Here is a 16,098-nt window from a genome sequence, read left to right as displayed (position 1 = left end):
ATTTTTATCCCATGATATTAGTAGCTGACAGTGGTTCTTCCAAGACAGACTGGATGGGATTTAACGGAAAAGAAACGATTAGTTTTAGCACACCGGGTATTAACCCCTATTTTCTAAATGCACAGGATATTTTTAAGATTTTCTCTAAGAAAAAGGAGGTTGCTGTGTATGCGGAAGAAGTTAAGGAAATCTATTTTTTTGGTGCAGGCTGCTCGTCGCCAGACAAACATGAAGTTGTTTCCAATGGGCTTTCTCTGTTTTTTACTAAGGCGTTTATTAGCGTAGACCACGATCTCATGGGCTCGGCCTATGCAACATGTGGTGCCGAGGCTGGACTTACCTGTATCCTGGGTACTGGGTCAAATATTTCTTACTACGATGGGACGACGGTGCACGAGAGCAAACACGGACTGGGATACGTTCTTGGTGACGAGGGTTCAGGAACACATTTTGGACGTAAATTGGTTACCGCTTACTTATACAACATGTTGCCTTCCGATCTGGGCGAAATGTTCCGTACGGAGTTTGAAGCTGACAAAGAGAAAGTTATCACTAACGTTTATCAGCAAGCTTTTCCGAACGTATACCTTGCAGGGATGAGTAGATTTATGTCCAAAAGACAGGAGCATCCTTACATAAAACAGCTTCTTGAAGAAGGTTTTCAGGAATTTGTTGATAGCAATATTAAAGATTATCCGGACTACAACAGACTAGAATGTCATTTTGTAGGTTCTATCGCATATTACTATCAGGATGTCCTTAAAGCTGTTTGCAAAAAGAACGGAATTAAGGTTGGCAAGATTCTTCAGAAACCTATTGAGGGCATTTATAATTATATACTGGAAAGGGAAGGTATCTCAGATTAATATAATTTGATTAGGCTTTATTATCCTCAATTCGATTGACTTTATACAATCCATAAAAAGATCCTGCAATTAACAGAAACCACACTGAATGATCAAGCGGTACTTCATTAATATCAGGGTCGCCCCCAGGGGGTATCCCCGGATCATCCGACTGCGCTGTTACGCTGATTGATATACACAACCCAACTATCATTAACATTTTATGGATCATGTCTCTATTGTTTAATTACTTTGGCAAATTTGAAAATGATATCTGTCGCACTGTCGATCAGTTCCAGAAAATAGATGCCTTTATTCAGACTCATTCCCGAGATCGTTACGACTCCATTTTTTTCAGTGTTCTTCCATTTTCTGGTCAGTACCAAATTGCCCAGCATATCCCTGATTCGAATATTCATATTTTCAGGTAAGGCGGCTTTTGTTTTCACAAAGAATACATCAGTAAAAGGATTTGGATATACCGTGATATTCTTGTCATCCTGATGCGCTGCAGCGGATCCATCAATATGTAGCAGAAAACGATTGTCACCCTCGGTTTCCGACTTGGATTTATCGATATCGAAAGGATACGATTGAACAGTTCCCGAGAACGGTATTCTCTGTTTAAGAAAGCGGTCTTCTAACGTTATCCGTGTTGCGGGTTGAAAAGTCTCAAGACCATCAAACCGCAAAAAGTATTTACCTGATAACTGTCCTTGAACGGACAAAAGAATATCAATAGGCTGCGCCAAACTACCGCGTCTATCTATAGACAATTTCTTACGCTCCGGGCTAATACCTGCAATACTTACTATCCCTGTTCCTATTTTTTCAGCACTTGCTCTTTTTCCTCCATCGGTACCATCTGGAGTAAGCACTATTTTATAGCGTTGCATAAAATCGTCCTTAATAATTGTCACAGACAATGCCTGCATGGCGGGCTGCACTGATAATCTGGAAGCTATTGCAGTGCTTTGATATCCTTTAAATACTAAGCTACCTGAATTAACTTCCGGGTTGACTTTAACAAAGAAACCAGTTCCTGGATTTATTGTGGCATTAGGATCGTCGGTAACATCATAACTTTGATTTATAGGATCATACAGCCAGATAAATGGGCTAAGCCCCGAAGTTATTAACGCGCCCCATTTTATAGAAAACGGATAAGGATTTCCTAGCAAATTGAATCCATCCCCCAGTTCACCTTTATGGGAATTATATAGGGTTTTAATGAGATCGGTTGTCCAGACATTCCCCCTATAAGTAACCACATACCCATCTGGATTAATAAATGGAGGAGAAACTATTTCTCGCGTAAAAGCATCTGGGATCAGTCTTGATCCTCTTGAAAATACAAATACCCCATCACCTAAAGGTATTTTTTGATCCATATTTTGAATGGGCTGATATCTATCCGTTAATGCTCCGTATAAATTTTCTACGTGCGTATATATTGTGTTACCATCTAATGGAGAGTTATCGAAACCATTGTTTGCTCCTTCTTTCCCAGTAATAAACATGGCATTCTGAAGTTCATGGAGATCAAATTGTGGTAAGCTAGCGCTGCGGATCTGATAAACTGGTGAGCTTAAAAGCCGCCACCCTCTACCGGTGCCGGGATATATAAATCCGCCTTTGATATACTTTTCTATTGCAACGCTTCCGATAAGGGCAGCCTGAACTTGACCGGCAGTCTGAAAATATTGTGCCGTAATACCATCATTACTCAGTCCTAACGTTAGGTTATCATGTGTCTCCACTATCCCCCAGTCAAGCGTTAGTGAATGAATCACATAGATGGATTGCAAAAGCTGAATTACCAAATTTGCAGTATTTTTCTGGACACTGAAATTGGCCACTCTGACATAACCAGCCCCACTGATTTGCTGAGCCCGATCTCCGGCAAATAGAAGCCTACCATCCTCGGTAGCTATTATCCCTGCATTTTGTATATTTCCATCAAGCTGAAGGACGCGATCACCATCGATGATAATACGAGCACCTGCCTTTAATGTTACCAGACAATGTGCCGTCAAATCAGATTGAACATGTAATACAGCGTTTTCCTCCAGCAGCAATTGCTGGGTTGATCGTGCAACTCCTGACAGTCTTGCTATTTTGTTCTTGGCAATATTAATTGTTCCAGCTGCACTGGGTACCTCCAAGATGCTCCAGTTAGCCGGATTTAGCCAATTATCGTCCACTGTCCCGGTAAAGATCGGGCCTTTGGAATACGCCATTGCAGATGTCTCTTCGTTCCCTAAGCTGTAAAATGCAAGCGTGTTATTCTGGTTGGCGTATTCTACCGATAAATGACCCATATTCTTAGCGTCATGTCGAATTCGAAGTTCATCAAGCATTCCGGTGAAATACCGGTCTGAGTTAACCGAACTACCAATGCTTATAATTCCCCCACCGGCTATTTTCAGATCGACATGACGTGTAGAGCCCTCCTCTATCCCATTAACCGAAAGTGCTAAAACCTTGTCCTGCAGAGAGACCCCAACAAAATACCATGTTGCTTCGGTAAGTATGGTTGTGCTGATCAATTCATAACGAAATCCGTAATTGTAGATGCGTATCTGAATATCACCGCCACTGCCTACACACAACTCATAGCCTCCATTCTCGCTACGATTACTAACAATCACCTGTTCCTTGCCACGTTGATCAATTTTTATCCAACCTGAAATGGCAAACCGTGTGCTTGTGTCTTTTAGTCCCGTCATCCGTGACGGGCTACCTTGCAGATGTACCGCTTTGCCAATTTTTCCCTCCACATAGTTTGCAGTTGTCAGATGAAATCCAATCGCTTTAGCTGAGGGATCCTGATCTGCCCCATTCCGGACAGAGCCGGAATCACCTTCGGGATCCATATGCCATATTGCTACAGCACCATGCCAGGTCGTAACAGCCGAAATGCTATATGGATCAGCCACCATGCTCGATCCATAATAAATATACAATGATGTCGCCGGACTTTGTGTTCCCAAAGCAGAAAGCATGGGTAAACTGACCCAGCATAATAGCCGACCTGTGTTCGGGTTGTATTGCTCAACCTGAGCGCTGAGGCGTAGCTCTGTACCATTGGCTGTCGAGAAACATATGTCTGGCCTGCTGTAACCTGAAACTCGATTGCTCTGACATTGTCCAGAAATAAACCTGAGTGTGGTATCCTGCAACTCGAGTAGAAAAACAAAATCTGTTAGATCATTTGTTGCGATAACTTTCGTCTTAGGTATAGTTATCTTCTTTCTGAAATTATATCCTTCCTGCCATGCATTTGCCCGGACGGGCAAAATGCATGACAGGAAAAGGAGCCAACATATTTTTTGGTGGATTATTCGATATCCTAAAATCATAGCCATCTGTTTGCTTCAATTGTAGCTCAGACAGGAGAATATGGACAAAGAAATTTTGAAGATTTGATAAAGTAGACACTATATTTTCATCAATAGAAAGCATGATGATTAAAAAGAGTAGTCGCGCGAATTTTTTTTAGCTCAGCATCATGGCAAAAAATAATTTCTTTAAACCGGAGACGCCTCTAAAAGATTCTTGATTTTTTTTAAAAGTACAGCAATTTCAAAAGGTTTTGCGAGATAGTCGTTTCCCAGCAAGTGTTCCCGCATGATGTAATCCTCCGAAAATTCTGCTGAAGCCATGAGTACAGGAATATCTGCCGTTTCTGGTCTCGACCGTATTTCTTTAACGATTGCCCTGCCATCCATACCATCAAGTCTGATATCCATGATAATAAGATCGGGTTTAAAATCGTCGATAATTCTAAAAACGGGCCTTCCGGTCATTAGCGGAAAGACTTTATAATTATTCAATTCCAGCGCAAGCTGTATCACTTCTAAAATATCAGGGTCGTCTTCAACGACTAGTATACGCTTCATCATAAAAAAAGAAGCTCAACAAGTTTGGTGCCAGTTGATCAAAAAAAAACAGGTATACTTGTTTTTTTTAGCGGATATGTACAACAAAGATCAGATAACAAGCATCGCGGATACGCTATTGCCTGGGTTTCTCCCGAAGGATAAAACTATAAATGAACTATCCTTCCATTTTACCATACCACCAAATCAAAGCTACAAGGTTTGGTATATGAGGAAGGACAGTTCAGATTTTAAGTTCGTTAAGTTTGAAGCAGATCAACCTATGAACCGTTAATATTATTTTTTTGTTACTTTAAATTCAGTGCGTCTGTTCATCTGCCGCCCTTCAGGATTGTCTTTACCATCAGGCAGCTGATTTGGTGCAATAGGTTTTGTAAAACCGTAGCCCTTGCTAACCATGTGGCTGGCTGGAATACCTTTGGCTATGAGATAATCGACACAAGATTTGGCCCTTTTTTCAGAAAGTTCCAGATTATACTCTGCCGTACCAATATTATCTGTATGAGCGCTGAGTTCTATCTCTATGCTCTCATTATCAGACATAATGGTAAAGAGCTGATCAAGCGTTGTTTTGGAGGCATCATTTAGCTCTGCACTGTTAAACTCATAATAGATATCTTTCAATACTATTGGCTTATCGACCTTAAAAGGGACTAAACAAAGGTCAGAGCTAAACAGTGTATCAGATTTTGACAGGGTTTCATATCCGAAATTCACCACCTTAGCAAAATACTCTGGCATCTCGGCAAGCAATTTTACTTTTCTATTGGTTGTTATGTTGAGCTTATATATACCTTGAGCATCGGTGATAGCCTTGTGCTGGCCAGTTGAATCCGTCAATGTAACTGTTGCCCCTACCAGAGGCTTGTTAGTTTTACAGTCCAGCAATTTACCCTGCACGTTCAGATAATCTCTTTTGATATGAAAGATTTCCAAACAGCACACAGACTGCCTGTCGGAGCTGATATACCCCGTATTATCAAGGTCGTCTGTTGGTGTAAAATAGACATCGTCTTTTGATGAATTAAAAGGATAGCCCATATTGGTAGGATCGGTCCAGGTGCTGAAGTCACCCATGGACTCGTAAAAATCCAGCCCCCCTAGACCTACTTTTCCTGCACTGCTGTACATGAGTCTTTTGGTTGTAGAGTTATAATATGGCGCTTCCTCGTCTTCTTTACTGTTGATCTTCGGGCCCATATTTACTGCCAACCCAAGCGTTCCATCTTTTCGAATCTGGCAATACCAGATATCGTATTTTCCCTGTCCACCCGGCCTGTCAGATGAAAACATCAAATATTTTCCGTCTTTAGAAATGAAAGGCTGCATAGAATTGTAGCCATTCACATTAATATTGGCTACCAACCCTTGCGTGGTCGACCATACTTTTTCCTTGTCCTTATCTTTATCATCACCTGTGGCGGTTACTTCGTAGATATTTCTTGTTCCCTTACTCCATCGCGTTACATACATCAGTTTTCCATTTGGATGAATTGCTGGTGCAGCAGACTCTTTGTCTTTAGGGTCAAATTCTACACGCTTCAAATTCACCTGGCTACTGAGCAGATCACCTGTCACCTCATATACAGAATTAAGATATGGAGATTCTTTTTTTATTACTTTTTCATCTTTTTTATTGACAAGCACTTCATCTTTTCCAGCAACACTGACTGGCCTTGAAGATGTAAAATAGAATTTTCCACCTATCAGGTAAGGTGTATAGTTTGATCCTTTGCCGTTTACAGCGTTCGTTAACCGTGTTAGCTGATAGAGTCTCGGATAAGACATTTCATACAATGCGAAATTGCAGGAAGCGATATTCATCCTTGACTTAGCAGCGTACTCGTCGTTCGTTTTGTCTTTGGCGAGGAAATTGCGAAAAGCGATAATCGCTTCTGCAAAACGCTGATTCGTCATCAGCGTTTCTCCGTACCAATAGCCGGCTTGCGCATATTGGGGTTCGGCAAACTCTTGCGCTATTGCATACCACCCCTCGGCGTCTTTGAAGTTTTTATATAGTCGTAATGAATGTGCCAGTTGATACACCGCATATTCATAATCGGCTCTTTTCGGACTCTCTTCCTTAATCTTTTTATCGAAACCATAGGGTGGTACGAAGCCGCCAGAATCTGAACTGAGCTGAAGAGACTTTTTATAATATTCTGCCGCAGCATAATAATCTTTATGCTGAAAATAAACATCTGCGGCACGTTTACTTTTAGCCACAAACTGTGCTTGTAATGCGTTGCCGGTAAGCAGGCACAAACAAATGAGTATATAACGTTTCATATGTGGTTAAATTAGAGTCTAGGACAAAAGAAGCTTGGACCTGTGATGCCCTTGCGACTGGTAAATGAGAGTGAGAGTTCCAAGCCACCTTTACTTCCTGTGGCTCTGTTAAGTGCTGAAGTGTTAAAGTCGTAGCTCACGCCTACAACAATACTCTTCAGGTGTAAGCCGAAGAAGGCTATAGCAGAATCGTCTACTCTATAGTTTGAGCCAAAAAGCAGATCCGTCTCCGCGTTAAGCATCAGCTGCGCATAGGCTCCTGCGGCAATCTCCCGCGCGTTTCCCTGTTTGATGTATATACCGTTTGGAGTAATGTCAAGCATCTCTGTAACCTTGATCCTTGCCCCTCCATGAGCAGTATACCTGATGGGCATCTTTGTACTCGCTCCTACAAATTTATCTACCGGACGAGTGAGGTGTCCTGCACTAACCCCCAGAAAAGTATTTACTGACTGATCTGGGTTTCCATCAAAAAACATTACCCCAGCATTTACATCTGGCACCAGTGTGTTAGACGAACTAAAAGACTCATTCATACCCATCGAGTCGTCAAAACCCATAGTTGGATTATATTGACTTCCGAGGGTGATCTTTGAGGCATCAAAACTTTTATTGAGAATACCTGCCTGCAATCCGAAATTGATCATATTTAATCCGCGGTTACCAAACCGGATTCTATAGGACCCTGACACCAGTGCATTCAGTTGATTATAGCTGATATCACCGGCATTTTGATTGATTACAAGCGCACCAAAGGCAAAGTTTTTTACCGGCGCCATATCAAATGAGGCGCCGGCGGTAAGAAATGAATTGGATATTGAGCTCCACTGTTCTTTTGCATTGAGTGTTACTCTGTAATCACCATCAGTTACCCCGGTGAGCGCCGGGTTTAACCACAATGGATTGGCATAATATTGTGAAAAGTGCGGATCAATTTGTGCTTTTGTCTGGAGCGCTGTAAGCGTAAACAACATTCCCAGGGATAAAATTTTCGTTAGCTTCTTCATAATGTATATTTCAGGTTAATGTTGAATTATCGTAACAGGGTTATTGATCCTTTTTTAAGCGTTTTCGTTCCATCCTGAAATACCACATCCACGTAGTAGACGTATACTCCATTAGGCTGTAACTGCCCTTTATAGGTTCCATCCCATCCAAGTTCAGGTCTGCGGGATTCGAAGATAAACTGACCCCATTGATTGTACACCCGTAGTGTCATACTTGCGATGGTATTACCATAAATCAGGAAGAAATCATTCCTGCCATCACCATTTGGTGTAAAAGTATTCGGGATGTACACCCCATTGCCCATTGGATTAGCAGATGTACCATCCAGGGTAGATACAGCGCTGGTTTGACAGGCCTGCTGCCCAACCGCGCGTACCCTGATACTAACCAAAATGGCTGGTTTCGCTACGATCACCACCTGAGTGGTACCTGCCGAACCCGAACTTGGGGCTTGCCAATTGATACCTCCATCAAGCGAAACTTCATATCTTGTTGCACCTGTCACTGCATTCCAGCTGAATGTTACTGAAGTAGGCGTTGTTGCTTGTACTGTAACCACTGGAGCTGAAAGTACCGGAAGTACAGTTACCGTTACAGCAGTTCTTGTCGGGCTACTGCAGCCGGCTGCTGACACTGCTTCAGCATAGTACATTGTGGTAACTGCAAGCGATGGGGTTGTAAATGTAACACCTGTTGAGAGTGCTGTTCCGCCAGTTGCTGCGCTGAACCAACGGTAAGTAAGGGCTGGATCAGGATTGTTTATCGCAAGTACTGCTGCAGTTCCACTACAGGCAACACCTGAATTCACTGTTATCGAAGCAGGAGCTACCGGTCTGCCGAGGACATTAACACGTACTTCTGTCCTTGTACCAGCGGTGCATCCCCCGGCAGAGACTCCTTCTACAAAGTAAGATGTAGAAGTACTGAGGGCGGGAGTTGTGAAGGTTATTCCTGAGCCGGCAAGTGTGCCACCTACGGCTGCAGTATACCAATTATACGTTGCATTTGCTTGCGGATTTGTCACGGTCAATACTGCAGGTGAGTTTAGACAAACATCAACCGAGGTCAGTGCGACAGTAGGCACTGGTGGAATAGTGCTTGTAGTAAAGGTTACAGATACACGTTGTGCAGCACTTGACTCACAGACTCCAGCACCACTAATGCCGATGCTATATGTGTAGGAAGTGCCCGCAATTGCGGCAACGCTAAATATGCCAGTTGTATTGGTTGCAACGAGTGTACTGCTATTATACAGGTAATACATTGGGTTGGTAACACCTGTGCTGGTAGCTCTAATTTCGACATTACCAGCCTGAGCAACGCATAGGTTACCACCGTTTCCACCGTTCACTGTAACACTTGCAACAGACATACTTGTACAAACTGCAGGTATATCAGCCTGTGTTGTCTTTTGGATTGCTGCATTGGTTACTGTAGCGGTATTGGCGATAACAGTTGTATTAGTAAGATCTGCATTTACAGTAACTGTAAAGCTGACAGTAGTTGTTGCTCCTGGTGCCAATGTCGGAATAACGAACCCGACTGTATTGGTTGTTCCATTCAGAACTCCTCCATTTTGCGCAGCAGTAAAAGTTGTGCTGTTAGGAACCGGGTCACTAATGTTTGTATTATTCAGGGCTACGTTACCTGTATTTTTAACTGTGATTGTGTAGGTTAACTGATTTCCAGGATGGGCTTTACCATCTGTACCTGTGCTAACAACCATGCTGGTGACTGCGAAATCAGCAGTCTGATCGGTTGTTGTTGGTGGCACTGTTGGCGTTTGTGGTGTTCCTGGGTTAGTAGGATCTATTACCGTTGCTGTATTTCCGATAGATGGAACACCGGTCAGGTCGTCGGTAACTTTCACCTGGAATGTAACTGCTTTACTTTGTCCAAAAGGCACATCAATTGTCCAGTTCAATGTATTCCCTGTTAACGTACCGCCGTTATCCGCGCTCCCTGCTATGTAGGTTGTGTTTACTGGAATTGGATCACTAATAGTCATTCCGGTCAGTAAAGTAGATCCTGTATTTTGGACGTTAATGGTATAAGTAAGCGTTGAGCCAGCAGCAATTTTACCAGCAGCATTTAGTCCGGCCACAGTTTTTGTACTGTTAAACGAACGGCTTGGGTCTGTTGGTACTGGCGGAACAGTTGGTGTTTGTGGCGTTGTTGGGTTTGTAGGATCGGTAACGGTTGCCGTATTTCCAATCGAAGATACTCCAGTTAGATCATCAGCAACTTTTACCTGGAAGGTAACAGGCTTGGTTTGTCCGAAAGGCACATCGATGGTCCAATTTAACGTGTTACCTGTTAAAACACCTCCATTATCTGCGCTACCGGCAACATAAGTTGTGTTGGCAGGGACTGGATCACTGATTGTAATACCTGTTAGTGTTGATGAACCTGTATTTTGAACATTAATAGTATAAGTAAGCGTTGATCCTGCGGCAATTCTGTTTGCAGCATTCAATCCTGTAACGGCTTTCGTACTGGCGAACGATTTGGTAGGATCTGTAGGTACTGGCGGAACGGTTGGGGTTTGCGGTATTGTTGGATTTGTTGGATCAGTAACCGTTGCCGTGTTACCTATTGAAGCCACTCCAGTTAGATCATCAGCAACTTTTACCTGGAAGGTAACAGGCTTGGTTTGTCCAAAAGGCACATCAATTGTCCAGTTTAACGTAGTCCCTGTTAAAACACCTCCATTATCTGCGCTTCCAGCAACATATGTTGTATTGGCAGGAATCGGATCAGTGATTGTAACACCTGTTAGTGTTGATGAACCTGTATTTTGAACACTAATAGTGTAAGTAAGCGTCGATCCAGCTGCAATTTTATTTGCGGCATTCAATCCTGTAACGGATTTCGTGCTGGTAAATGAACGAACCGGATCTGTGGGTACTGGTGGAACAGTTGGTGTTTGTGGCGTTGTTGGGTTTGTTGGATCAGTCACTGTTGCCGTGTTACCTATTGAACCCACTCCAGTTAAGTCGTCAGCAACTTTTACCTGGAAGGTCACAGGTTTGGTTTGTCCAAAAGGAACATCAATTGTCCAATTTAAAGTAGTACCAGTTAAGGTACCTCCATTATCTGCACTTCCAGCAATATAGGTTGTATTAGCTGGGATTGGATCACTGATTGTAATTCCTGTCAGCGTTGAAGAACCTGTATTCTGAACGTTAATTGTGTATGTAAGTGTCGATCCTGCTGCAATTTTATTTGCTGCGTTCAATCCTGTAACGGACTTCGTGCTGGTAAATGAACGAACCGGATCTGTAGGTACTGGCGGAACGGTGGGGGTTTGTGGTGTTCCTGGGTTTGTAGGATCAGTTACTGTTGCCGTGTTACCTATAGAAGGAATTCCAGTAAGGTCGTCAGCAACTTTTACCTGGAAGGTAACAGGCTTGGTTTGTCCAAAAGGCACATCAATTGTCCAATTTAAAGTAGTACCAGTTAAGGTACCACCGTTATCTGCACTTCCAGCAACATAGGTTGTATTAGCCGGGATCGGATCACTAATCGTAATTCCTGTCAGCGTTGTAGAACCTGTATTCTGAACGTTGATAGTATAGGTAAGTGTTGATCCTGCTGCGATTTTACTTGCTGCATTTAAGCCGGCAACAGTTTTAGTGCTGGTAAATGATCGAACCGGATCGGTAGCTACGGGTGGAACTGTTGGTGTTTGTGGTGTTGTTGGATTTGTTGGATCGGTAACAGTTGCCGTATTTCCAATTGAAGCTAGTCCAGTTAGGTCGTCAGCAACTTTTACCTGGAAGGTAATGGCCTTAGTTTGTCCAAAAGGGACATCAATTGTCCAATTTAAAGTAGTACCAGTTAAGGTACCACCGTTATCTGCACTTCCAGCAACATAGGTTGTATTAGCCGGGATCGGATCACTAATCGTAATTCCTGTCAGCGTTGTAGAACCTGTATTCTGAACGTTGATAGTATAGGTAAGTGTCGATCCTGCTGCGATTTTACTTGCTGCATTTAAGCCTGCAACAGTTTTAGTGCTGGTAAATGATCGAACCGGATCGGTAGCTACGGGTGGAACCGTTGGTGTTTGTGGTGTTGTTGGATTTGTGGGATCGGTAACAGTTGCCGTATTTCCAATTGAAGCTACTCCAGTTAGGTCGTCAGCAACTTTTACCTGGAAGGTAACGGATTTAGTTTGCCCAAAGGGAACATCAATTGTCCAATTTAATGTGGTGCCTGTCAGCGTACCGCTGTTATCTGCACTACCCGCAACATAAATTGTGTTAGCCGGGATTGGATCGCTGATCGTTATCCCAGTCAGCGTTGTAGAACCTGTATTCTGAACATTAATGGTATACGTCAATGTTGAACCAGCGGCGATCTTACTTGCTGCGTTTAAGCCCGCAACAGTTTTTGAGCTAGTGAATGAACGAACTGGATCTGTAGCCACTGGGGGAACGGTTGGTGTTTGTGGATTTGCGGGGTCTGCAGGGTTTGTAACTGTAGCAATATTCCCTATTGACGCTATTCCGGTAAGGTCATCCGCAACTCTAACTTTGAACGTTACTGTTTTAGTTTGGCCAAATGGCACATCTAAAGTCCAGTTGAGTGTTGTTCCTGTCAAGATGCCTCCATTATCTGCGCTTGCAGCAACGTAAGTAGTATTAACAGGAATTGGATCGGTTATGGTAACGCCTGTTAAATTGGTATTGCCGGTATTTGTAACATTGATTGTAAAGGTCAGCTCAGATCCCGCAGCAATTTTTCCTCCGGCATTTAGCCCGGAAACTGTTTTAGTACTTGTAAAGGTATTAGTTTGATCTGTAGGATATGTTGGAGATGCAGGTGTTTGTGGCGTCCCTGGATTTGAAGGATCAGTAACCGTAGCAGTATTTCCAATACTTGAAATTCCTGTTAGGTCGTCATTAACCTTAACCTGAAATGAAACTGTTTTACTTTGTCCAAATGGCACATCAATAACGTAATTCAGCGTCGCACCATTCAATGTACCCCCATTGTCTGCAGTGCCAGCAATATAAGAGGTTCCTGCTGGAATAGCATCCGCTACTGTAACTCCAGTCAGATCAACATTTCCTGTATTATTGACTGTAATACTATAAGTTAAAGTCGAGCCGGCAATGATTCTATTTGCCGGAGTTTGACCGCTAACAGCTTTTGTGCTGGTAAACTGTCTGGTTTGTGTAGTTGGAATCGGTGGTGTAGCGGGTGTTTGCGGATTTGTCGGATCTCCCGGATTAGTAACCGTTGCGGTATTTGTGATAGTAGGAATTCCAGTTAAGTTGCTCGCAGCAGTAACGTTAAATGTTAATGGCAGCGTTTGACCGAAAGGAACGTTCACATTCCAGTTGAGGGTATTTCCTGTTAATATACCACCGTTACTTGCGCTACCCGGAACATAAGTTGTTCCTGCCGGGATAACATCACTTACTGTGACGCCTGTTAGTCCGACGGTACCTGTATTCACAATAGAAATTGTATAACTGAGTTGAGAGCCTGCAGTGATCTGGCCTCCAACGAGTCCGGCGACTGATTTAGAACTCGTAAAAGTACTTGTCTGCTCTGTCTGTACTGGTCCGGTTGACGGCTGTTGCAGTACAGGCGGGGCGCCTGGAATAGTGACATCTGCAGTATTCGTTATTGTTGGAATTCCAGATAAGTCAGCTGCTGCCAGAACTCTAAAGGTTATTGCCGTTATACCTTGTGGCACTGCAACAGTCCAGTTTAGCGTATTTCCAGTTAGCGTACCACCGTTTGATGCACTCGCTGACACGTAAGTAGTTCCAGTTGGGATCACATCTGAAATGGTGACTCCATTAACAGTTGCAGACCCATTATTCGTAAGCTCTATCGTGTATGTCAGCTCTGACCCAGCAGCAATCCTTCCCTGTGCATTCAGTCCATTTGTAATTCTTTTCGTTGAACCCAGACCGGCAACGACAATGGTTGTTGATGCACTACGAATAGAAGCACAGCCACCAGCTCCAATGGCAACGACGGTATAAACACCGGCGTCAGCCGCAGTAACATTCGTTCTTGTCAATGTAGGCCCAACCTCAGCGGTAAGCACGTTGTCCTTATACCATTGGAAAGATGTTGCTCCTGCAGATGTTGCCGTCAAAGTGAACGATCCTCCTACTGCAATATTCTGCGTACCAGACATATCGATTACTGGCTGCGGACTTGCATTTACTATAACTGTTTGTGTTTTCAATGATCCTGCCATGTTTTCACAAGTTCCTGTTCCCTGCACACTTACATAGAAGGTTTTATTAGCGGTAAGCCCGGTTACTGTTAGACCGTTTGCTGTGAGCAGATAAGTAACGCCTGCGACAGTACCATTGGTAACTGGCTGTGTCTTAGCGACATCAAAATAATAAGTAAATACTGGGTTAACGATGCTACCTGGCGTGGCTAGCGTGGCTGTCAATACAGCAGATGTTGCTGGTGTAGTTAAACAGATTGGCACGTCATTAGCTAATATCGCAGCAGCAGTAGCGCCTGGTGTAACGGTTATTGTAATTTTTGTTCTGGCAGATACGGCATCAGTACATCCTGATCTGTACATGGCCACATAATAGGTGTATACACCAGCTGTTAAGCCTGGAGGAGAAAATTTAGTTCCATTATCTGTTACGCCTGCAGTAATTTCATTGCCAGCTGAAGCCGCATCAAAATAGCGGTATGTGGCTCCGGCTTCCGGATTTGAGACTGTTATATTTGCTGACGCGCCTTCGCATATGGTTAATGTATTATTTGTTAGCCCAACCGCCGAAAGGGTTGGCGAGGGTGCCCTGCGCCCTATTTCAAACACATTCAGTCCGGTTAACGCACTGACCAGTCCATCGCCTATAGCGACCTCTACCCTATTAAACAAGGCCGTAACAGGATAGCTGACTACATATTTATTTGTGGTTCCACCGAGGAGTGTTAAACGAAGTAAAGCTGGGTCCAAGGTAAGTGCACCATTGTCGGTATTGTTATTATACGTACGAACCACAAAATTACTGGCTAGTAGATTTAAGTCAAGGAGACCAGCACCTTGGGGCTGTACAACAAGACGCACTGAATCTCCTGCACGCGAAAGAGAAGGAAATAGTGCAGTGAGGTATGTTTTATTCAAGGCACTTACATTTCCTCTGAGAAATGCGCTTGTATTTTCATTTCCATCGATCGCATTATATGGATTATCTACCGGATTTAAACTTCCTGCAATAACCCCTGTATTCCCAAAAAGCACATCCTGAGCAGTATTACACATAACATTTGCTGGTGCATTAAAATAAGCGTGGTAGACTTGCAACGAACTTAGCACACCTGCAGACAGGAGATTTTGAGGTGGCGCGAGCCTAATCAGAACACCATCATAAGCCTGAGTAGGCGTGATAGAAAACTCAACCTGATTTGTACCTCCCAGCACAGTTGCCAATTGTGACACCGTATATACAGGGCCGACTGTATTACCAAGATTATCATCAACATCAGTTGCCGCTCCATTTACTGCCTGAACAGTTGCACCGCCCAAAACAGATAAAACATTTCCACCTAGTCCCAATTTGATCGAAACTGGCGTATTTGCAACTGGCTTTTCCGCGCCTGTAAATCTAAGTCTGATTGCTGCCACACCGCCAATTCGGATGATTGCTAGCTGAACTACCGTAGAGTTAAGTGTAGCAAAACTTGCAGGATCACTATTTACGGCATTTCCTTCATTCGCTACATTGCCTGCGTTCAGAATTAATAGTAACGGATCGTCAGCACTTTTCTGGACCGTATTTGCGTACACTCTTTTTGAAGGAGCCTGTCCATACGATTTGAACTGAATCAGCGTTATTAGAATGCATAAGGACAAGAAAACGATCCTTTTAATTTTTTCAGGAATAGTAGATGTTGGGCACATAGATTAGCATTTTAGTTTAACGATAATACTTACGGCAATTTTAAGTATCAGTATTGCCGAATCAACCATTCAAGTTGTTCATTTACGTCTAGCGAAAAATGACATTCAAATGTTCATTTTGTTCATTTTTAGCACATTTACACCATTTCTATAT

General features: G+C 43.1%; 6 protein-coding genes. 1 reads left to right on the top strand and 5 read right to left on the bottom strand.

Annotated features, from left to right (window positions below):
* Positions 1-11: 11 nt before the first annotated feature.
* Entirely contained in the window at positions 12-866 is an 855-nt protein-coding gene (locus CLV32_RS20580) for an N-acetylglucosamine kinase (RefSeq protein ID WP_243732374.1), read from the top strand.
* Between the two features lie 215 nt (positions 867-1,081).
* Here CLV32_RS20580 and CLV32_RS20575 read toward each other — a convergent pair whose 3' ends face one another.
* From CLV32_RS20575 to CLV32_RS20555, 5 genes are all read right to left on the bottom strand, one after another.
* A complete protein-coding gene (locus tag CLV32_RS20575) occupies positions 1,082-4,144 on the bottom strand; it encodes a LamG-like jellyroll fold domain-containing protein (RefSeq protein ID WP_166641996.1) in 3,063 nt (1,020 codons plus the stop codon).
* A 231-nt stretch (positions 4,145-4,375) separates the two neighbouring features.
* Positions 4,376-4,750: a response regulator transcription factor gene (locus CLV32_RS20570; RefSeq protein WP_133558843.1), complete on the bottom strand. Its 375-nt coding sequence runs from the start codon at positions 4,748-4,750 to the stop codon at positions 4,376-4,378.
* A 273-nt stretch (positions 4,751-5,023) separates the two neighbouring features.
* Entirely contained in the window at positions 5,024-7,036 is a 2,013-nt protein-coding gene (locus CLV32_RS20565; RefSeq protein WP_133558842.1) for an OmpA family protein, read from the bottom strand.
* A gap of 11 nt (positions 7,037-7,047) precedes the next feature.
* Complete coding sequence (locus CLV32_RS20560) at positions 7,048-8,043, bottom strand: PorP/SprF family type IX secretion system membrane protein (protein ID WP_133558841.1); 996 nt, start codon at positions 8,041-8,043, stop codon at positions 7,048-7,050.
* 26 nt (positions 8,044-8,069) lie between these two features.
* Positions 8,070-15,944 carry a DUF7507 domain-containing protein gene (locus tag CLV32_RS20555; protein ID WP_133558840.1) on the bottom strand — a complete coding sequence of 2,625 codons (7,875 nt, stop codon included), beginning with the start codon at positions 15,942-15,944 and terminating at the stop codon, positions 8,070-8,072.
* Positions 15,945-16,098: the final 154 nt, after the last annotated feature.

The organism is Pedobacter duraquae (assembly GCF_004362245.1).
GTDB classification, from domain to species: Bacteria; Bacteroidota; Bacteroidia; order Sphingobacteriales; family Sphingobacteriaceae; genus Pedobacter; species Pedobacter duraquae.
The sequence above is the reverse complement of the archived record's forward strand: the minus strand, read 5'-3'. Positions and strand labels throughout refer to the sequence as shown.

Excerpts from the sequence above, each read along its gene's own strand:
- CLV32_RS20580 (WP_243732374.1), top strand. The coding sequence starts at position 12 with ATGATATTAGTAGCTGACAGTGGTTCTTCCAAGACAGACTGGATGGGA.
- CLV32_RS20570 (WP_133558843.1), bottom strand. The coding sequence starts at position 4,750 with ATGATGAAGCGTATACTAGTCGTTGAAGACGACCCTGATATTTTAGAA.
- CLV32_RS20565 (WP_133558842.1), bottom strand. The coding sequence starts at position 7,036 with ATGAAACGTTATATACTCATTTGTTTGTGCCTGCTTACCGGCAACGCA.
- CLV32_RS20560 (WP_133558841.1), bottom strand. The coding sequence starts at position 8,043 with ATGAAGAAGCTAACGAAAATTTTATCCCTGGGAATGTTGTTTACGCTT.
- CLV32_RS20555 (WP_133558840.1), bottom strand. The coding sequence starts at position 15,944 with ATGTGCCCAACATCTACTATTCCTGAAAAAATTAAAAGGATCGTTTTC.